The organism is Spirosoma aureum, from assembly GCF_011604685.1.
Taxonomy (GTDB): domain Bacteria; phylum Bacteroidota; class Bacteroidia; order Cytophagales; family Spirosomataceae; genus Spirosoma; species Spirosoma aureum.
Map to the genome: position 1 here is coordinate 8,641,660 of NZ_CP050063.1, position 19,484 is coordinate 8,661,143.

Genomic DNA, 19,484 nt, shown 5'->3' on the forward strand with positions numbered 1-19,484 from the left:
AAGGCACAAAAAAACTCCGCCAGCAGCGAAGTAAGGTAGTTATTCAGGTTAATAAGCCCAACAGATTACGAAGAGTATTATGTTGAATTTACCTTAAGCCCGGACTCATCCAGCTTCGAAAACGGCGAATTATTGCTGATATACTCAGGAATAAGCTCTTTCAGAATGCCAACTAATGTCATATCATCAGCATCCCTAAGGGCCACCGCGAGACATGCCATAGATTTTTGCAATAAAGCCGAATCGAGCGGCTGAAGACGGGCTATTTTAATCTTTGGATGATGGGTTGGCAAACAATCTTCGCTGGCACTCAGCAATTCTTCGTACAGCTTCTCGCCCGGTCGTAAACCCGTAAAGTGCAATTCAATATCTTTATTTACTTCGTAGCCCGACAAACGAATCATTTGAAAAGCCAGATCAGCAATGCGAACGGGTTGGCCCATATCAAATACAAATACTTCTCCGCCACTACCCATTGCAGCGGCCTCAAGAACCAGCTGGCAGGCTTCCGGTATGGTCATAAAATACCGAGTGATATCAGGATGTGTCACCGTAACCGGGCCTCCCGATTCAATCTGGTGCTTAAACATCGGCACTACCGATCCGCTGGAACCCAACACATTACCAAATCGGGTTGTGATAAAATGAGTGGACGAGCTAGCATTCAAACTCTGTACATACAGTTCGGCAAAGCGTTTGGTCGCTCCCATTACGTTCGTCGGGTTAACGGCTTTATCCGTCGAAACCATCACAAATTTCCGTACGTTAAAGGCCACCGCTAAATCAGCAATGATTTTCGTACCCACTATATTGACCTTAATTGCTTCATAAGGATGTTCTTCCATGAGCGGCACATGCTTATAAGCGGCCGCATGGAAGACAAACGCAGGCTGGTATCGTTCGAATAATTTACGCATCCGCCCTGCGTCAGTTACGTCGGCAATCTGGCTCCTTATTGCAAGGCCCTGAATAGAGTTCCCCGGCTCTTTACGAAGTTTGAAAACCAGATTATACAACCCCGATTCGGATTGATCCAGCAATATAAGCTCGCGCGGACTATGGGCTACTAACTGATGAGCCAGCTCACTACCGATCGATCCTGCTGCCCCTGTCACCAGCACGACCTGTCCACGAATCTGTTTGCCGATGGCGTCATTGTTTAGCTGGATGGCTGGGCGTCCCAGCAAATCTTCGATTTGAACATCGCGGATTTGACGAGTGCTCAATCGCCCATTTATCCAGTTCTGCGTTGACGGCACCATTTTGGCAACAACCTGATAACGAAGTAGAAAATTGGCAATCTCGTTTCGGCGGTTAGCTGGCAGGTTGTTAATAGCCAGAATTACTTCGGGACTGTTCGTCGTTCGGAGAAACAGGGTAGCCGCCTGAATCGGATTAAATACGGGTACGCCCTGTACCGTTTTCTGAACTTTGGCTGGATTGTCATCAATAAATCCCAGAATACGATAATCGGGATTACGTTGCAGAATGCCTTTCGTATGAATACCCATCACACCTGCACCATAGATTAGTACAGGCCGCGATTTACTGATTGGCCTTGTGATCAATAACTGGTACAGGTATTTGGTAGTGAACCGAATAGTGACCAGCAGTACGATACTAATAAAATAGTCAATGACTAAAATAGAAGCTGGAATATAGAGCTTTGGATCACTGTAAATCACTTTCAGGCTATAGGAGCCAAGGCCAGCCAGTAGGCTACTAAGCGTAACGGCCTGCCCGATCAATTGCACATCTTCTATCCCGGTATGTCGTATAACGCCCGCAAAGGGTCGAATCCAGAGGAACAATAAGAATCGGCAAAACAGCAAACCCCAAAAGTGATTCCAATGCCAATTAGCCGGTTCAATTGCAAAATTGAATCGCAAGGCCCAGGCGCAGATGAACGATAAAACAGTTATTGTCAGGTCGACCAGCAGGACAACCAAACGAGGGGCAAATCGAGTAGCAACCTTCGCTGACAGTAATTGCTTCATTACAGGCTTTTATCGTTACAAAGTCGATGTGGTTACGAGCACAGTAGTCAATAAAAACTGACTATTCGACTAGCAAAGATAAATAAGTGACTTAACCTGGCAAGGGATTATGTAACTTTTATACAAATTTAATTTCCATATAAATAGACCTTCTACCAGCAAGTAGATTAACTAAAAGGCTTTCTGATAAGCTCCTAAAAAACTCCGTATACAGCTTATGCTTTTGGGCGCTTATAAAGGGGTACGGTACTGCATGGTTCGCCAAAAAGTAGGCTTTGCACGACCGGGCGTAATACACGAGTTAATTCGACAAATGCAGCCGTTGGAACCGGAACTTTAGAACATCCTTTTACAACGACACGAGCATCCCGGTAATCGTCAGGATTAATCTGCGCAATAGCATCGAAATAGAGCTTTTCTTCCAGATCGGTGAGATTTCCGAAGACAATCGTATTAGCGAAGGGTTGCAGTTGGATCGTCAGCAGCATATAAGCCCAGGTTGGCACGATCGCATCTTCGGTACAGGTAATGGCTACATTCTTGCCGTCGTACTGGCTCCAGTCGTGCTCTTTCAGAAAAGCCCGAAAGTCTTTCTCCTTAAGAATCAACCCCATATACAGGTTATCTTTCAAATCATAGACAACCCGTTCGCCAGGGTGATAAAACGATTCCAGATCAAGCGACACAAGGCCACTTGTAGCAACACGGTTAATAATCTCAGTTTCCATTCGTCCTGTTGAATTGATATACAGCTTGCAATCAGAAGCGTATAAGCCGAGAATCATCGTTGTGCCATGATTCCATAAAATCGCATACTATTGACTGTTCACCATTTTCTTTGCAACAACCCTTTACCATCGAAAGGTTCTTTATACCCGTTGACAAAAACCCGCCGGACAGTCCACATTTTTTGCTACTTTTGTCTTTACATCTATTTATGAACTGCCCTTAAACGATTGGCCCATGAAATTCATCGTTTCCTCGTCCGTACTGCTAAAAAACCTTCAAAATATTAACGGCGTCGTGGCAACTAACCCGATTGTGCCGATCCTGGAAAATTTCCTGTTTCGCATTGACGATGGTACGCTGACCGTAACCGCTTCGGACCTGCAAACGACCATGACAACGGAAATTCCGGTCGATGCCTCCGAGAACGGAGCCATTGCCATTCCGGCCAAATTGTTGCTCGATACACTTCGTAGCCTTCCCGAACAGCCCGTAACGGTAAATATTGATACAGAGACATTTGGAACTGAAATTCTGACCGACAATGGTCGCTATAAACTTTCGGGTGAAAACCCGATTGATTTCCCCAAACTACCGACTGTCAACAAGAGCATGTCTGTTGAGATGTCTTCTGACATATTACTGGGAGCGATCAATAATACGGTTTTTGCAACTAGCACCGATGATCTTCGTCCAGCGATGACTGGGGTATATCTGCAACTGAGTCCTGAAAATGCCACCTTCGTGGCTACCGATGGGCATCGGCTCATTCGCTACCGTCGGACTGACCTCGGCGCATCGTCCAGTTCATCGATCATTATCCCACGGAAGGCGTTGCAGTTGCTGAAAGCATCCTTACCCGACAACGTTCCGGTCACGGCTGAATTCAGCCAGGCGAATGCATCTTTTACGTTCGGACCAACCCAGCTGATCTGTCGGTTGATCGATGAGCGTTTTCCTGATTACGAAAACGCGATTCCGACCAACAATCCGAATGTAATGACCATCGGCCGGACTGATCTGCTTAACTCGCTGAAACGGATCATGATCTACGCCAATCGGACTACCCATCAAATTCGGCTGTCGCTCAAAGCAAATTCACTGACCATTTCGGCCGAAGATCTGGATTACTCCAACGAAGCCAATGAGAAACTCCTTTGCGACTACGATGGCGAACCGATGGAGATTGGCTTCAACGCCAAACTGATGTCGGAAGTATTGAGCAACCTCAGCGCAAAAATGGTTTCCCTTGAACTATCGGCTCCCAACCGCGCGGGTCTGCTGATTCCGGCCGATAAAGAAGAAAACGAAGACATTCTGATGCTGGTAATGCCAGTTATGCTGAATACATACGCGTAACGGGAATGGTGAACGATGAGTACTGAATCAGTACTCATCGTTCACCATTCATTATTCTTTATGGCCCCCAAACGTACGGCTCCGGCCCTTATTTTCATTTTCATTACGCTCCTGATTGATGTTACGGGACTAGGTATCATTATTCCAGTCTTCCCGAAACTGATTGAGCAACTGATTCATGGTAATATTAGCCAGGCAGCGCACTGGGGCGGTTTATTGACATCTTCCTATGCGCTCATGCAGTTTGCCTTCTCACCGATTCTGGGTGGTTTGAGCGATCGGTTCGGACGCAGACCCGTACTTTTATTCTCCCTTTTTGGTTTTGGCCTCGACTATATCCTTCAAGGCTTTGCACCCAGTATTGGCTGGCTATTTCTGGGCCGAATACTGGCGGGTATTACGGGAGCCAGCTTCACGACCGCAACCGCCTATATTGCCGACGTTAGCCCTCCCAAGAAACGGGCGCAGAACTTCGGATTGGTCGGAGCAGCGTTTGGTGTTGGCTTTATTCTAGGTCCTGCCATTGGTGGATTTCTTGGACAGTATGGACCGCGAGTGCCGTTTTTTGTTTCGGCGGGACTAACAATGGTCAACTTTCTATACGGTTATTTTATCCTCCCGGAATCACTCCCCGTCGAGCATCGTCGACCTTTCGACTGGCGACGTGCGAATCCGGTCAGTTCACTGGCGCGATTAGGAAAATATCCTGTCATTCTTGGTTTAGTTGCCTCGCTGGTTCTGGTTTATATTGCTGGATTTGCCGTACAGGGAACCTGGACGTTCTACACGATGGAAAAATTCAAGTGGAATGAAAAAACCGTGGGTTTATCACTGGCCGCCATTGGTGTATCGTTTGCTGTCGTGCAGGGTGGCCTAAGCCGGATCATTATTCCTAAATTAGGTCAGCAACGGTCGGTTTATGTCGGTATGCTGTTCAGCGCCATTGGCTTCGCTCTGTTTGCTTTTGCGAATCAGAGCTGGATGATGTTTGCTTTTATGACTGTGTATGCAATGGGCGGTATTGCCGGGCCATCGATACAGGGTATCATTTCGAATCAGGTTCCAGCTAATGAACAGGGTGAATTACAGGGCGCCCTGACCAGCCTGACCAGCACGACATCTATTGTTGGTCCATTCATTATGACAAACCTGTTTTCCTTCTTCACCGCAACCACTGCTCCCGTTTATTTCCCTGGTGCACCGTTCGTATTGAGCTCTGTTCTCATTCTTATCAGTGCCGTCTTGGCCAGACGTGGACTAAATCGTGAGCAGGTAACGACTAGTTAGCCTCCTTGGGGCCAATCTTCCATATACTTGGATTTTGCAATAGAACAGGCTAAATACGGCTTAACTTAGCTATGTTATAGCTGGCACTTCAGTATATTATTTCACAGCACCTGGCTGATACTGGCTATTCCATGTATTTTTGACTAAAAACACCTATTTTCTGTCGCGCAAATAATTGTTTGATTTGCGCAAGTATCCGTTTGATTCAGGTAAGCCTCATTCTGTTGCCCGGTTCTACTTTTGTCCTACACAAGCTGCACGTTGTGAGCACCAGTAAAAGACAGTTAAGTACAGGTAACACAACTGCCAGATCTTGTCTCTGAACAAAATCAATCATGGATACAGCAACTAAAAAAGTATGGTTTGTGACCGGTGCCTCCAAAGGGCTGGGACTCGTATTGGCACAAAAATTATTGCAGCAGGGATACGCCGTAGCGGCTACATCCCGGAATCAGAGGGAGCTTGCCGACGCCGTTGGCAATACGACAGCTTCTTTCCTGCCTTTAGCGGTGAATCTTACCGATGAAAACAGCGTCCGGCAGGCTATCGACACCACAATTCGCACTTTTGGCGGGCTGGATGTGGTCGTTAACAATGCCGGATATGGTTTATCGGGTAGTGTTGAAGAACTGACGGATCGGGAAGCCCGCGACAATTTCGAGGTTAACGTATTTGGCTCCCTGAATGTGGTCCGGCAGGCAATGCCTTTTCTGAGACAACAGAACTCTGGCCATATCCTTAATATTTCGTCAATTGGTGGTTTTTTCGGCTCCTTTCCCGGATGGGGCATCTACTGCGCCACGAAGTTTGCGGTAGAAGGATTTTCGGAGTCGTTAGCAACTGAGGCCAAAGCTTTCGGGATTCATGTCACGATTGTTGAACCTGGCTATTTTAGAACGAACTTCCTGACCGCTGGATCGATGAGTGTTTCGCAAAACCAGATCGACGCGTATAAGGAAGTTCGGGAGTCGCAGCACCTTCACCAGCATGTTCTGAACGGAAATCAGCAGGGCGATCCGGAAAAGGCAGCACTGGCTATGATTCAGATTACTACCGAACCGAATCCACCCGTGCATTTATTCCTTGGCCAGGACGCGTATGATATGGCCAATGCGAAAATAAGTGCGGTTCAGGAAGAACTGGAGCGCTGGAAAGAACTTACGGTTTCTACAGGCTTTGATGCGTAATCGCTTTATAAAAACGGCCTGTTCCGATCATCGGGACAGGCCGTTTTTGTAGTCAATAACTGACAGTACACCCATCCGAGCTAAATCAAAGCTTATGGCATTGCACGTGAAGCCAATAAGTAGGATTAATGACCAGGATCTATTCCAGAGAAAACGTACCCAAAGCTTTCAACGCAAGCAACAACTAGTTCGAGCAAGACGATATTACCACCAACCTAGGTCCTATAATAGATCAAAAAAGGCCAGGTCGATTCGCTAATTAAGGCCCAGCATCAGGATCGTTGTCTGGTATCTTGCGTTTCCTGTTGATGATTTGATCCGCGCATGCATTTTTCCCGGCAGCAAAGTGAACACGACAAAGGTGTATGTTCGACCTTTGTTCTCAAATCAAGGAAAACCTATATTTTCAGGGCTTTCGTCGGGAACAACATTGCGTTTGATACGGCTCCTGACGAAAGCCCTGACGTTGAAAAGGCTTTTGGATTGGCAGCGATCGTTTCGTTTGAGCCTTTACGCTACTGATAGTTGTTAGGCATATAGATTACTTGCCTGCCGGGCCATATGATGGTAAACAAACGGTATAGTTACAGTGTAAATACGACCGTAAATTTGAGCAGCATCCCGTCCTCTGTTTTCATGCCCATAAGCGATGGGCGTTCAATGGAATAATCGCTCATATTGACCGGGAATTCGCCAGTCAGTGTCATTTTTCCACCAGCATCTTTCCGACTAACCTGCATAGTAACTGGCTTCGTAACGCCATGAAATGTCAGATTACCTTTAGCCGTCAATGCCCCATCTTCGCCCGCTTTAATGTCAGAGCTGACAAAGGTTACATTCGGATATTTCAGCCCGTCAAGCACTTCCATGGCGTGCGAGTCGCGGTTGTTGTTATCACTATCGAATGAAGACACTTTAATGGAGACAGCTACGTTTTCGGGCTGTTTCGCTTCATCATTATAGATCACGGCACAATTGACGTCGTGGCTGACCCCTTCCCATTTATGAAGCGGATGTTTGGCCGCATAGGTAACTGTCGAAAGCGATTTGTCGGCCATAAGTTTACGCTTAGCCATTGGACTCACAAAGGCGCAGAGAATCAGTATGGCTAGCCAATAGCCACGAGTAACTGGATAGTTCATAATTGTAGGGGATTGGTAATTAAGGGAAATAGCAATGGAGAACGTAAGGAAGTGGGTAATTGTGGTGTAAAAGGTATGTATAGCCTCTCGTCCCGACAACTACCCAGTTACCCATTCACCTGCTCACCAAGTACCGAAATCAGAATGTAAGTGAAACAATTGAAGCGGCATAGGCTCCAAAAGTTCCGTAAGCAGCCGCCCGGTGATAGGGTTTCAGATCAGGATGATCCTCAATCATATGGGCCAGTATATTTGTTGCAACCATACCCGTCAGGTGAACGATGGCGAGGTATTTATGCAGTTTGATCGAGGTGAACCCTTTCTTGGTTCCTACTACCGGTGGTGGAGCCGTCAGGGATAGAGCCAGGGTGGTCCCATACGCAATGTTGATAAACGTAGCCGAGCGCTCATGCCACTTTTTTGTATCGACATACTCCTGCCCTTTCGCATTGTAGAGCTTTGCGCCCAGCAAGCCCTGCGCTATAAACCCGGCCAATGTAACAAAACCACCGATTTGGTGCGTTATCAGCATCGTCCGCCGAACTTTTAGTTCGTTGGCTCGCCCTTCGGGCGTTAGAGGGGCCACATTCATGGCTCTCAACAAACCTTTGGGACCCCAGAATACCCGCTGTGTAAATATCATTTTTCGGGGCAGCAACGGCTGGGCATCGGTTGAATCGGCCAAACCCGCAAGTAGTGCGTCGGCAGCGTTATTATCTTTGGGCGACAATGTATCGACAGCTACACTCGTCTTCACCGCCGTCGAATCCTGAGCTTGCAACGAGCCAATCCCGAACGATAGGAGTACGGCAACAAAAAAGTATTTCATTGAACGGGAATTTGTAGTTAAGCCGTAACGGTCAATTTGTTACCGTCAGCACTGAGTGTCGTTTTATACAATTTCATAGCAGCCTGGCCGGAAATTATAGCTACGGTTACACTTCCGTCTGTAGCATACGTTGAGCCATGAGCATTACAATAAAAATTATCGGATGCCAGTTGGTATGAAACCAGATCCTGGTGCTCATGCGTACAGTCTCTTTGTATAGTTACGTACTTACCCCCTTTAGTATTGGCAATCAACACATTACCCACTTTCACAAACTCACCTACTGTTTTAAGTTTAGAAAAATCAGCGTTTGTCAGATCAACCGTAAAGTTAATGGCGCCTTTTGCTGTTTCGGCGTTACCGGTTAAACCAGAACTTGTCGTGGGCGTACCCGGAGTCGGTGATGGATCATCGCTCTTGCTGGAACAGGCTGTTAGTCCCGTACCCATACAATAAAAAGCCATTAGAGCTGCGCTGCTCATACCAAGGCTCCGCAAAAATTCACCACGCTTCATTTGGTCGGTCGTTGGATTGCTATTCATCTGTTTGTAGGTTGTTTAATGTAGCTACACTGAATGACGTTTGATACTACTACTCGTACTCGTTTACTGCCTGGAAAAGTTAAAGCTTATACCGCAGGGATAGGAACGCTCCGGTACTTAACAGATCAATCTTAAAAAAACCAACTCCCTTCAGAGGAACTTTCATAAATGGCTCTACCTGCCATGAAAGCCGTCGACTCACGGCCCGTTCATAACCCGCCGACAGATTTAGCTGGCTAAACCCGTAGCCGCCAGAACTGGTACTCCACTGCGACGGAACATTATAGGTATGGGGAGGATAATTTTCATACGTATAATCCTCTTTTAGCATGATGTATGATGTTACTCCACCGCTTACAAACCAACGACTTGGCTGCAATCGATTATCCAACCGAGGGCGCAGGGCGATGTCATACCGGACATTAACTGGAATATCAAGGATGTTACATTGGCCACTGATACCGCCTGGTTTCGCCGGAAATTTTTTCCAGTATTCGGCATCGGCATCATACTGTGACGAGGTCGCCTTGTAAACTTTGGTACTCCGGATCACGCCCGTCTGAACGCTCCAGCGCGGTGACAGCCGATACTCCAACATGACACCAACATTAGTACCCGGCCGGGAAAAGTTCTGTAAACCAATCGAACTCAGGTCAGGAGCAACCGCCACCCGAACACTTAGCCCTCGCGATGATACCGGCGTTACTTTAGGCATAGCTAACGGCTCCGATTTTTCTGGTTGAGTAATTTCCCGGCTTGCCAGTCCTGGCAGCTTTATCAATTGCCACGGCCGAATTGACAATTCGGTTAATGATGGCAATGTAACTGGCGCATTCTCAGTGGTTTCAGCTACCGTTGCAACTGGCGTGTTTAACGTACTATTCGAACCATCAACTGGTACTACTTCGCCACCGTTCTTTGCCCTTTGCTTACGTAAAGAACCGGTAGAATTTACGACATAGGCAGACGTTGACGCAGGAAAAAAATCGCGTTTAGCTAAAGCGACCGGTTTGTTGCCCGATCGCGTTGACACGTCTTTCCCTTGCTTCCGAAGTACCCCGGAGCGACGATTATTCCGGGCGACCAAACGGGCTGAACGTGTCGCTACAACTGCTGCTACTGGATTTGAATTCTCAGTATCCGTTTTGTCTCTATACGACGCCACCGGGCCTTTTGTTGCATCAGCGCCAGTATTTATACTTAACGCTGATGCTGGCTTGTCGGCCCGTACAGCGGGGCTGGTCCGTTCAGAAGCTGCCTTTTCTGCTGCCACTGTCGGTGTTGAACCGGCGACTGTAGAAAACGTTTCTGCTCCTTCCGGCTTTGTTGTCACAGACTCGTCATCGGCTGATCGGGCGGCTTCAGCCCGCGTGGTTTGTTTCGGATTAAGCGTTGGAGCAGTATTGCGTTTCGCCACCCGTTCCGCGACAGATTTTGTACCAACAGAAGGCTCTTTCTGGTAAACAAACCACACTCCGCCTATCAACAATAACAGCAGAAGAGGCACCCCCCAGGGTAACCATTTCTTCCATAAAGCAGCCCGGTCACGGTCATCCAGTTTATCCTTCATGGCCTCCCAAGCCGCCGGATCATATGGGGTATCGGACTCTTCAGTCGATTTTCTGAAGAGTCCGTCCAATTGGTCATCGGTTAGCTCTTGCATACTCATCGTAATTAAAGTGCTTCAATAATTGGCGTAGATTCTCCCGTGCTCGTGCCAGATTTGACTTCGAAGCGCCGACTGAGATACCAAGCTGAGCCGCAATTTCGTCATGCGTAAATCCGTCGATCACGTATAAATTAAATACTAATCGGTAAGCGGGCGACAACCGCTGAATCAGGCTCATCAATTCTTCATGAGCCAGCTGACTATATGCATCCGACGAGTCCGTCACGGCAATTTGATCGGCCTGATCAACGTCTTCATGGTAAAAATGTCGCACTTCCTGCCGGTAGTGATCTACCGCAGTATTGATCAATATGCGTCGTAACCAGCCCTTAAATGGCTGAGTCGGTTCATACTGATCCAATCGAGTAAATACTTTCAAAAAACCATCGTTCAATACCTCCAACGCTCCCTCACGAGTGGGTGCATACCTTAGGCAAACACTCATAGCATAGCCATAGAATTGCCGGTAAAGCAATTCCTGACTGCGCCGGTGGTTGCGGAGGCAACCAGCCAGCAGTTCAGGCAGTGCAGGTATGTTCGACGCGTTGGACAAAGTATAAGCTTACATTTTTGGGTTTACGCCGGACCGCCGAAGCGGTTTTGGATTTACGAGGTACTAATCGAGAACCCAAACCAAGGCAACAATCAACTATTCGGCGCTACAGGTGATGTTGCATTGACCACTGGCCAAACGCCAGGCTTTGGCACACTTACTCCTTTTGTACTACCTCGCTGACCCTGGTCGGCACCAAAATAATAGAGGGGCCATCCTTTATAGGTCAGTTGTGTTTTTCCATACGATGTTATAGTCGTAAAATCATTCTTTGTAAGTGCCGAAGGAATTTCGCCAATCGTAGCCGATGTTTCAAATATTGGCCAGGTAGGATTATTGCTCAAATCGGCCTTGGTATATTTGTTTACGTTCTTTTTATCACTGGCAAATGCATAGAGCGTACGACCAAGGCTGTCGGTCAAAAACAGCGAATTACCCGTACCTTCTTTTGTATCAAATGTATAGCTTTTGCCATCATTTCCGACCAGTTGCCGCGAGGCAAGCATGACAGTATAATTAGTTTTGGCTACCATCCAGACATTTCCAACATTCTCACCGGCAACATCGCCGGCTTTGGCATCATTTTTAAAATAATAAAGTGGCCAGCCTTTGAAGGTTGTTTGTTTGGCTCCATCGGCACGGGTAATCGTTGCAAAGTCAGTAGCTTTCAGTCCACTGGCCAACGTAGGCGTTTCTTTATAATACACGGGCCAGTTATCCTTACAGGCTCCCGAGCAATTAGCGTCACCGGCAGCATCTGCTGCAAAGAAATAGAGCGTTTTGCCCCCTTCACCGGTTAGTACCTTGCCGAGTGTGGTTGTTCCCAATCCCAAATCAGGCTCGGTTGCAGGAGTGTTGTCGTCTTTGCTACAACCAAACAAGGCAACTACCACTAAAGCCGTTAGGGCCAACAGGCGACTACTGTAAACGGATGATTTCATTGTATCAACTGTGTTATAAGATGAGAAATAGAACAGTTGAACCGGTTCAGTCGTCAATACGGAATGGTTCAAAAAAGGGTTGCGTTGGGTTTGAAAAATAAATGCAAAGACTTCATTTTCTGGCCAAATTCACGTAAAATTGACCGTAAATAACAACCCACTATGACTGATCACGAGCGCATTGATGAATTGGAACGTAAGGTTGCTCTTCTGCAGGCCAAACAGGATGAGCAGACAACCCGCCTGAATCAAGTAGTGTCGCGGCTGACCTTTCTGGAAGCCCGGCAGTATCGGCTCATGAAGGAATTGGGAATCGAACCAACAGCACTTGAAAGCCCTACCGTTGCCCAAACGGACGCCCAGGAAATCCTGCGGACTATTCCTGTTCACCGTTTGAATTAAATCCAGTAAGACCGGGCATTTCTCACCAAAAGACTTTATAAGCCCGGTTGCTCGTTATAGTCCAGTATGAAATCCGCTTCTTTGCGCACACTTCTTAGTATTGCGGCCCTCGTTGCCATTAATACCTTATCGGCATTTGTCTTTTTCCGGCTTGATCTGACGCAGGAAAAACGATACACCTTATCTGATGCGACCCAAACCCTGCTGGCCAATCTGCCCGACGACGTTCATGTAGACGTTTACCTGACCGGCGATCTTCCCCCAGCCTTCAAACGGCTCGAAAATGCGGTTCGCGAAACGCTCGACGAATTTCAGGCTGAAGCCGCAAAAAAGATCACTTATCGATTCATCGACCCAGACGATCTTACCAGCGTCGAAGAAAAGAATAAACTGATTGACAAGCTCCAGCAACGGGGCTTGTTACCAACCAATCTGGTGGCTAATGAAGGGGGCAAGCGTACCGAAAAACTGGTATTTCCGGGCGTCGTTGTCTCCTATAAAGGAAAAGAGGCCGGAGTACTGTTGCTGAAAGGAAACAAAACGGCCTCTAAAGAAGAGCAGTTGAATCAGTCGTATGAAGGTGTTGAGTTTCAGCTGGCTACCGCGATTCGAAAACTAACCCAGACCGAAGGCAACCGGCGAAGCGTTGGGTTACTTTACGGACATACGCAGGTTCCGCCCTCACGTTTCGCTGATTTGCTGGCTTCTGTGCAGGAAAACTACGACCTGTTTTTCATTGATATGACTAAACCAGGACCCATTGCCAACCTGGATGCGGTGCTGGTTCCGAAACCCGATCGCCCTTTTTCGGAAGACGAAATCTTTAAACTCGATCAGTTTGTCGTGAAAGGTGGGCGGGCTTTGTTTTTCGTGGATGGACAACGCGTAGACAGCGTAAACAACGAAGGCACTTATGCTCAGCCGATTAACCTTGGCCTCGATGATCTGTTTTTCCGGTGGGGGGTTCGCATTAACCGCGATGTGGTGAAAGATTTTTACTGTGCTCCCATTCCGCTCAACGTAGGCAATATTGGCGACAAGCCTAATGTTCAGCTGGTTCCCTGGCGGTTCTATCCGCTGCTCAACAATTTTGGCACGAGCGGAAACCCGATCGTACGCAATCTCGATGCTGTGCTCGGTCGATTTATCAGCACACTCGACACCGTGCAATCGGCAGGCATCCAAAAAACTCCACTTCTGCTTACATCCCAGTACACTAAAATTCTGAAAGCACCTGCCCTAATCTCATACAACGAAGCTCGGCAACAGCCCGATCCAAAGACCTATAACGACGGTGTTCAGATCATTGGCTGTCTGCTCGAAGGAAAATTCCAATCGTTGTTTACAAACCGGATTCTACCGGGCGATGCGCGTTCCAATGGTTTCCAGGCGGTCGGTGTACCCTCTCGGGTGCTGGTCTGCTCCGATGGCGACATGATTGTCAACGATGTTGATTTTAAGCGAAATGCGCCTTATCCGCTGGGTTTCGACAGGTTCACCCGCAACACGTTTGCCAATAAAGATTTTGCCCTTAACGCGATTGATTACCTGGTTGATCCGAATGGTGTTATTGCCGCCCGTGCACACACCGTCATGCTCCGTCCGTTAGACAAAATTCGCGTTAATGCCAACCGCACTGGCTGGCAGGTCCTTAATTTACTCGGTCCATTGGCATTAGTTGGATTGGTTGGCGCAGTCTGGCAAGTAGCGCGGAAGAGAAAGTATGGACGTTGACCGAAGCCGGGGAATCAACCGTTTTGGCATTAGTACCCGCAATTTCACCTGATAATCAACCTAGGCAGATGAAAACTCAAGATCAATCAACAACGGATCAAACACCTCATCAGCGAACCGTATCGATTATAGAACGGCTCATTGCTGATAAGCGGCAGGCGTAAAAGGACATCTCATACCGACCCAACAATTCAGGCAGCTGTTGCTGAATTAAAGCGTAGACGTGACGAACGTGGAGCAGCAGCCAGCTAACTATGATTTTCAGTTTGTTGGTGATTAGCGAAATACCATGCGAATCCGCATCTGAGGGAAATCAGTCTCGCTTTTATTGATCTGGTGGCAGATTACAATGCCGGAAAGTAGGCTTTTTCTTACATAAGGCCTATTCTACAGCGAATCTTACAAGCCATTGTGCTACTGTTGCACCGCTTAGATTAAAGACCAGATTCGGGAATAAGCCCAAAATTAACGCCATCAGGCCCAGTGGAATAAGCAGAAGTTTTTCGCGTGCAGTCAGGTCGGTCAACACAGTTGACGTACCTTGCTGGCTCTCAAAGGGACGCACCCAGGTCTGACCAAAGTACATACGCTGGAGTGTCCAGAGAAAATACGCAGCGGCCAGTAAAATACCAGTAGTCGCAACAGCGGTAAGCCAGCCAGGTAACCACTCAGACTGGAAGCTGCCCATCAGCGTAAACAGCTCACCAACAAACCCCGAAAATCCCGGCAAACCCAGCGATCCGAAAAAAGCCACAGCCGTCAGGGTCGTGTACTGCGGCATCGGCTGCATCAGCCCCCGGTACGAATCGATCCGGCGATCGTGGGTGCGGTCATATAGAACGCCTGCGATCAGGAAGAGCATAGCCGATAAAATTCCGTGGCTTACCATCTGGTAAATAGCGCCGTTAATGCCTTCCGCCGTTAACGAGGCCACACCCAGCAAGACAAATCCCATGTGCGACACCGATGAATAAGCAATCAGCTTCTTGACATCGGTCTGTGCCAGCGCATTTAATCCACCATAGACAATTGATAGGGTGCCCAACATGGCAAGTGTCTGCGCATATTCGGCCGCCCCATCGGGAAAGAAGTTCCAGGCAATACGCAGGAAACCATAACCGCCTATTTTAAGCAAAACCCCCGCCAGTACAACCGATACGGGCGTGGGAGCTTCTACGTGGGCATCCGGTAACCACGTATGTAGCGGAACGATAGGCAATTTGATCGCAAAACCGATAAATACCGCCCAAAATGCCAGCATTCGGCCCGGAATTCCCATCACGATTGGTTCAGAAGCCGGATTTAGAAAAGCGTCTGGTAGATAATTGCCTCCATCGGCCAGAAAACGCATATCGAACGTATGGACGATCTGGCCCGGATTCAATTGTCCATTCTGGAGATAGGTCTGAATCATCCGGATGGTATCATCGGTCACGGTCAATGAATCAGGAATCAGCCCGGCGGCAACTGCCGTACTGACAGGGTCCATAACCGACAGATATAGGCCGATCATGACCAGTAAGATCAACAATGACCCGAGCAGTGTATAGAGGAAAAACTTGATGGATGCATACTCCCGGCGCGGTCCGCCCCACAGGCCAATGAGAAAATACATCGGCAGGAGCATAAATTCGAAAAACAGGAAAAACAGGAAGAAATCAAGCGCCACAAAACAGCCCATGATGGTGCCGGTCAGTAACAGATAGAGCGAATAATAGGCTCTCAGGCGGTTCGTCATGTTCCAGGATGACACCACACCAATAACCATAACCACTGCCGACAGAATAACCAATGGCAGGCTAAAGCCGTCGACACCAACCAAATAGTCGATGGATGCAATACCTAAGTTGCCAAGCGGCAAGGTAATCCAGTCCGCTTTTTCCAGTAATTGATAGCCCCCTATCGTTGTGTCGAAAAGCGAATAAGCAACGCCCGCCAGCACCAGATTAGCCAGTGTAACGATCAGGGCAATTAACCGAAATTGCGTTCGTTGACTCGCGGGCAGCAATGCAACCAGTAAAGACCCAACCAACGGCAGAAAAATAAGTAACGAAAGAACCATACGTAGCGCGGATTCGAATCCGCAGTCATTGACCTAAATCGCGGGCTTCAACCCGTGTTACAAAATCCACCAAAGCAACACCAGCAGGCCCACTACAGCTGCCGTAATGTACGACTGCACACGCCCATTCTGAACGGAGCGGGTTAACCGTCCGGCCTGACCGGCCAACCAGGCAGCACTGTTCACAATGCCGTCGACACCAAAACGATCAACGACATGCGTAATCTGCGCCAGAACCACCGTTGTCACACCTGCACCGTTCACGACTCCATCGACCACACGCTGATCGGTACGGTTGAGAAGCAGCGCCAGTTTGTGTATCGGCCTAATAATGAAGTATTGGTAAACCGTATCTAAAAAACCATACTTAAGCGAAAGACGCACATAGCTTCGGGTATAACTGGGTTCACGCATCTGAAAGCCAAACCAGCCGCCCGCCAGTACAAGACTAATGGAAACCGGAGCCAGCCACCAGCTGGCCGCTTCTTCTGCTACGGGCACTAACCGGAAAAACCAGCTCGAATGCCCCGATAACGGATTTAGGGCAAACCAGAACCATACAGACAACACGGCTAAAATTACGACTGGTCCCCGCATGAGCCAGTCTGGTTCATGAACGTGCGTTATTGGCTCGGACCGGTTCTGGTATTCGCCGAAAAAAATCAGCCGCCACTGACGAGCCATGTATAAAGCGGTCAAACCAGAAGTTCCTACCAAAAGTACCGGCACCAGATAAGCCAGTTTATTGGTCTGTACATTGGCCCAGCCAAAAGCACCGCCCAGAATAGCCTCTTTCGATAAAAATCCGGCAAAGAAAGGCAATCCAGCCAGGGCTGCCGCACAAACCGTGTAGGCAATGAATGTTGTTGGAATCGCCTTCCGCAAGCCGCCCATCAGACGCATATCCTGCGTGTTGACTGCGTGAATCACAGCGCCAGCGCTCAAGAATAAACCGGCTTTAAAAAATGCATGAGTCAGCAAATGGAACATGGCTCCACCAACATTGCCGGTACCCATACCAGCCACCATCAGACCCAGTTGTGAGACCGTTGAAAAGGCCAGCACTTTTTTGATGTCGGTTTGAAAAACAGCCGAATAGCCACCCCAAATGGTTGTTGTGGTGCCAATGACCGCAATGAAAACCAGCGCATCCGGTGACAGCAGTGGATGAATTCGGGCCAGCAGAAAAATACCAGCCGCCACCATCGTAGCGGCATGCAACAAGGCCGATACGGGTGTTGGCCCTTCCATGGCATCGGGCAACCAGGTCAACAGCGGAAATTGTGCCGATTTTCCAACACAACCCATAAACAGGCATAAACCGATAGCTGTTGGCGGAATGGCCTGTATGCCACTGGCCAATAAAGCATTAAATTCAAGTGTATCGAAATAATAGTACGTCAGGAAAATACCGAGCAAAAAACCGATGTCGCCCACACGGTTCATCAAAAAAGCCTTTTTAGCTGCTTTCGATGCGGCAGGGCGTTCGGCATAAAAGCCAATCAGCAGGTAAGACGCCAGACCAACCAGTTCCCAGAAGGCATACATTACCAGCAGATTACCAGCCAGGACGATTCCCAGCATGGCCCCGATAAATAATTGCAGGTAAGCGAAATAGCGGGATAGCTTCGGTTCATCATGCAGGTAGGAGAGCGAATATACCTGCACCAGTAAAGCCACAAAATGGACTACTACGAGCATAAGCCCACTGAGCACATCCAGCCGGAAACTAACGCCAAACGATACACCCGACACCGTTGCCCAGTCGGTCTGGATCGTAACCGCTTGTTCGGGCATTGTTGCCGCCAGGAACACCGACACTAGCAGGCCAATTCCTGTCGACAGAATTGCCAGCTTACCCGAAACCAGTCGGCTTAGGCCCGTCAACGCCAGAAATCCGGCGAAGGGGAGCCCCAGTAAGGCAATCATCAGCAGGGAACTTAGTTGGGGAGTGTCGTCAGGCATTCGTTATTGGTCAGAATTGGCCGCAAATATCCCCATTATCCCGTGGGGAAGCAAATTACTATCCATGTAAACCATATTAGCTTTTTAGGCATATTTGTAAAAAAAAACCCATCCCTACCTTATTATGACTACTGCCCAAACCATTAATCTCCCCTGGGTTGAATCGCCTTTTTTCAACAGGGAATTACAACAAGTCAATCTCGACCCCGTACTTGCCGAACAGATTCGCCGATATGCCGAAGACGGGTATCTGATTTTTGATCCGGAGATTGATGAATCAGTGCTTGATGAGGCCCGCCGGGAAGTTGAACCGCTCTACGGTAACGAACTTCGGAAACAGGACGCCTGGAAGACCGTTTCGGCCGTTCGAACCATTGCCACGGCACCTAAAATTATGGAAATGCTCCGGGTACTCTATCGTCGCGAGCCAATTCCATTCCAGACCCTCAATTTTCCGGTTGGCACTCAGCAGCGCACGCACTCCGATTCGATTCACTTCAATTCCATTCCCCAGCGCTTTATGTGTGGTGTCTGGGTTGCGCTGGAAGATGTTCGTGCTGATAATGGACCGCTTCATTATTACCCTGGCAGTCATAAATTACCCTTCTACGACTTGATTGATATGGGCCTGAAAGGCTCGGAAGCGCAAACGGTAGAGGAGATTTATGGCGGTACATACAAAAAATACGAAGAAAGGCTGGACGAAATCATTCAGGCGCATGGCCTGAAAAAAGAGACGCTGAATATGCCCAAAGGTAAGGCGATCATCTGGTCGGCCAATCTATTACACGGGGGCGAGAAAATCCTCACACCCGGCTCATCCCGCCATAGTCAGGTAACCCATTATTTCTTCGAAAACTGCGTTTATTACACCCCTTTACGCTCCGACGCTACGATTGACAAACTCTACATTCGCAAGATTACCAATATCGCAACCGGTCAGACTATTGATAATAAATACTTCGACCAGACTTTAGCCTATGATAATGAAGGGTATCCCAAACGCTTTACTATTCCTTTATCGATTCGGCGAATGGGGCGATTCGTACCTTCTTTTCTGATCAAAATGCTCAAGCGCTGAGGCTAAAC

Annotated in this window: 16 protein-coding genes; 6 read left to right on the forward strand and 10 right to left on the reverse strand. The window is 48.2% G+C overall.

All coding sequences use genetic code 11. From position 1 onward, the window contains the following. Positions 1-77 precede the first annotated feature (77 nt). Complete coding sequence (locus G8759_RS34560; protein ID WP_167218225.1) at positions 78-1,997, reverse strand: polysaccharide biosynthesis protein; 1,920 nt, start codon at positions 1,995-1,997, stop codon at positions 78-80. Positions 1,998-2,212: 215 nt separating this feature from the next. Next, the gene (locus G8759_RS34565; RefSeq protein ID WP_167218227.1) at positions 2,213-2,725 is read right to left on the reverse strand and encodes a DUF2480 family protein; all 513 of its coding nucleotides are present in this window, start codon (positions 2,723-2,725) and stop codon (positions 2,213-2,215) included. A gap of 235 nt (positions 2,726-2,960) precedes the next feature. Here G8759_RS34565 and dnaN point away from each other — a divergent pair, with 235 nt between their 5' ends. The 3 genes from dnaN to G8759_RS34580 all read left to right on the forward strand — a co-directional run bounded on the left by dnaN (position 2,961) and on the right by G8759_RS34580 (position 6,556). Continuing rightward, positions 2,961-4,082 (forward strand): DNA polymerase III subunit beta, encoded by a 1,122-nt coding sequence (dnaN, locus tag G8759_RS34570; protein WP_167218229.1) that lies wholly within the window; start codon positions 2,961-2,963, stop codon positions 4,080-4,082. 60 nt (positions 4,083-4,142) lie between these two features. Further along, positions 4,143-5,369 carry a TCR/Tet family MFS transporter gene (locus G8759_RS34575; RefSeq protein ID WP_167218231.1) on the forward strand — a complete coding sequence of 409 codons (1,227 nt, stop codon included), beginning with the start codon at positions 4,143-4,145 and terminating at the stop codon, positions 5,367-5,369. Between the two features lie 335 nt (positions 5,370-5,704). Continuing rightward, entirely contained in the window at positions 5,705-6,556 is an 852-nt protein-coding gene (locus tag G8759_RS34580; RefSeq protein WP_167218233.1) for an oxidoreductase, read from the forward strand. A gap of 584 nt (positions 6,557-7,140) precedes the next feature. Here the strand turns inward: G8759_RS34580 and G8759_RS34585 are convergent. From G8759_RS34585 to G8759_RS34610, 6 genes are all read right to left on the reverse strand, one after another. Beyond that, positions 7,141-7,698, reverse strand: a complete 558-nt coding sequence (locus G8759_RS34585) for a YceI family protein (protein WP_167218236.1) — start codon at positions 7,696-7,698, stop codon at positions 7,141-7,143. Between the two features lie 139 nt (positions 7,699-7,837). Further along, positions 7,838-8,527 carry a hypothetical protein gene (locus tag G8759_RS34590; protein ID WP_167218238.1) on the reverse strand — a complete coding sequence of 230 codons (690 nt, stop codon included), beginning with the start codon at positions 8,525-8,527 and terminating at the stop codon, positions 7,838-7,840. Positions 8,528-8,544: 17 nt separating this feature from the next. Next, the gene (locus tag G8759_RS34595; protein WP_167218240.1) at positions 8,545-9,069 is read right to left on the reverse strand and encodes a Rieske 2Fe-2S domain-containing protein; all 525 of its coding nucleotides are present in this window, start codon (positions 9,067-9,069) and stop codon (positions 8,545-8,547) included. A gap of 79 nt (positions 9,070-9,148) precedes the next feature. Beyond that, positions 9,149-10,732, reverse strand: coding sequence for a porin family protein (locus tag G8759_RS34600; protein ID WP_167218242.1), 1,584 nt, complete (start codon positions 10,730-10,732; stop codon positions 9,149-9,151). Then, positions 10,713-11,291 (reverse strand): RNA polymerase sigma factor, encoded by a 579-nt coding sequence (locus tag G8759_RS34605; protein ID WP_162391169.1) that lies wholly within the window; start codon positions 11,289-11,291, stop codon positions 10,713-10,715. Before G8759_RS34605 ends, G8759_RS34600 begins: the two co-directional genes overlap by 20 nt. 92 nt (positions 11,292-11,383) lie before the next feature. Next, positions 11,384-12,232, reverse strand: coding sequence for a hypothetical protein (locus tag G8759_RS34610; protein WP_167218244.1), 849 nt, complete (start codon positions 12,230-12,232; stop codon positions 11,384-11,386). Between the two features lie 162 nt (positions 12,233-12,394). On the opposite strand from G8759_RS34610, the gene G8759_RS34615 reads away from it, so the two are divergent. Both G8759_RS34615 and gldG read left to right on the forward strand, forming a co-directional pair. Further along, on the forward strand, positions 12,395-12,634 hold the full coding sequence (locus G8759_RS34615; RefSeq protein WP_167218246.1) for a hypothetical protein: 240 nt from the start codon (positions 12,395-12,397) through the stop codon (positions 12,632-12,634). 66 nt (positions 12,635-12,700) lie between these two features. Beyond that, entirely contained in the window at positions 12,701-14,368 is a 1,668-nt protein-coding gene (gene gldG, locus G8759_RS34620) for a gliding motility-associated ABC transporter substrate-binding protein GldG (protein ID WP_167218248.1), read from the forward strand. A gap of 382 nt (positions 14,369-14,750) precedes the next feature. On the opposite strand, the gene G8759_RS34625 is transcribed toward gldG, so the two are convergent. Together G8759_RS34625 and G8759_RS34630 are read right to left on the reverse strand one after the other, a co-directional pair. Next, positions 14,751-16,430: a complex I subunit 4 family protein gene (locus G8759_RS34625; RefSeq protein WP_167218250.1), complete on the reverse strand. Its 1,680-nt coding sequence runs from the start codon at positions 16,428-16,430 to the stop codon at positions 14,751-14,753. Between the two features lie 57 nt (positions 16,431-16,487). Continuing rightward, complete coding sequence (locus tag G8759_RS34630) at positions 16,488-18,395, reverse strand: NADH-quinone oxidoreductase subunit 5 family protein (protein WP_167218252.1); 1,908 nt, start codon at positions 18,393-18,395, stop codon at positions 16,488-16,490. A gap of 124 nt (positions 18,396-18,519) precedes the next feature. On the opposite strand from G8759_RS34630, the gene G8759_RS34635 reads away from it, so the two are divergent. Beyond that, on the forward strand, positions 18,520-19,476 hold the full coding sequence (locus G8759_RS34635; protein WP_167218254.1) for a phytanoyl-CoA dioxygenase family protein: 957 nt from the start codon (positions 18,520-18,522) through the stop codon (positions 19,474-19,476). Positions 19,477-19,484 lie beyond the last annotated feature (8 nt).

Excerpts from the sequence above, each read along its gene's own strand:
- G8759_RS34560 (WP_167218225.1), bottom strand. The coding sequence starts at position 1,997 with ATGAAGCAATTACTGTCAGCGAAGGTTGCTACTCGATTTGCCCCTCGT.
- G8759_RS34565 (WP_167218227.1), bottom strand. The coding sequence starts at position 2,725 with ATGGAAACTGAGATTATTAACCGTGTTGCTACAAGTGGCCTTGTGTCG.
- dnaN (WP_167218229.1), top strand. The coding sequence starts at position 2,961 with ATGAAATTCATCGTTTCCTCGTCCGTACTGCTAAAAAACCTTCAAAAT.
- G8759_RS34575 (WP_167218231.1), top strand. The coding sequence starts at position 4,143 with ATGGCCCCCAAACGTACGGCTCCGGCCCTTATTTTCATTTTCATTACG.
- G8759_RS34580 (WP_167218233.1), top strand. The coding sequence starts at position 5,705 with ATGGATACAGCAACTAAAAAAGTATGGTTTGTGACCGGTGCCTCCAAA.
- G8759_RS34585 (WP_167218236.1), bottom strand. The coding sequence starts at position 7,698 with ATGAACTATCCAGTTACTCGTGGCTATTGGCTAGCCATACTGATTCTC.
- G8759_RS34590 (WP_167218238.1), bottom strand. The coding sequence starts at position 8,527 with ATGAAATACTTTTTTGTTGCCGTACTCCTATCGTTCGGGATTGGCTCG.
- G8759_RS34595 (WP_167218240.1), bottom strand. The coding sequence starts at position 9,069 with ATGAATAGCAATCCAACGACCGACCAAATGAAGCGTGGTGAATTTTTG.
- G8759_RS34600 (WP_167218242.1), bottom strand. The coding sequence starts at position 10,732 with ATGCAAGAGCTAACCGATGACCAATTGGACGGACTCTTCAGAAAATCG.
- G8759_RS34610 (WP_167218244.1), bottom strand. The coding sequence starts at position 12,232 with ATGAAATCATCCGTTTACAGTAGTCGCCTGTTGGCCCTAACGGCTTTA.
- G8759_RS34615 (WP_167218246.1), top strand. The coding sequence starts at position 12,395 with ATGACTGATCACGAGCGCATTGATGAATTGGAACGTAAGGTTGCTCTT.
- gldG (WP_167218248.1), top strand. The coding sequence starts at position 12,701 with ATGAAATCCGCTTCTTTGCGCACACTTCTTAGTATTGCGGCCCTCGTT.
- G8759_RS34625 (WP_167218250.1), bottom strand. The coding sequence starts at position 16,430 with ATGGTTCTTTCGTTACTTATTTTTCTGCCGTTGGTTGGGTCTTTACTG.
- G8759_RS34630 (WP_167218252.1), bottom strand. The coding sequence starts at position 18,395 with ATGCCTGACGACACTCCCCAACTAAGTTCCCTGCTGATGATTGCCTTA.
- G8759_RS34635 (WP_167218254.1), top strand. The coding sequence starts at position 18,520 with ATGACTACTGCCCAAACCATTAATCTCCCCTGGGTTGAATCGCCTTTT.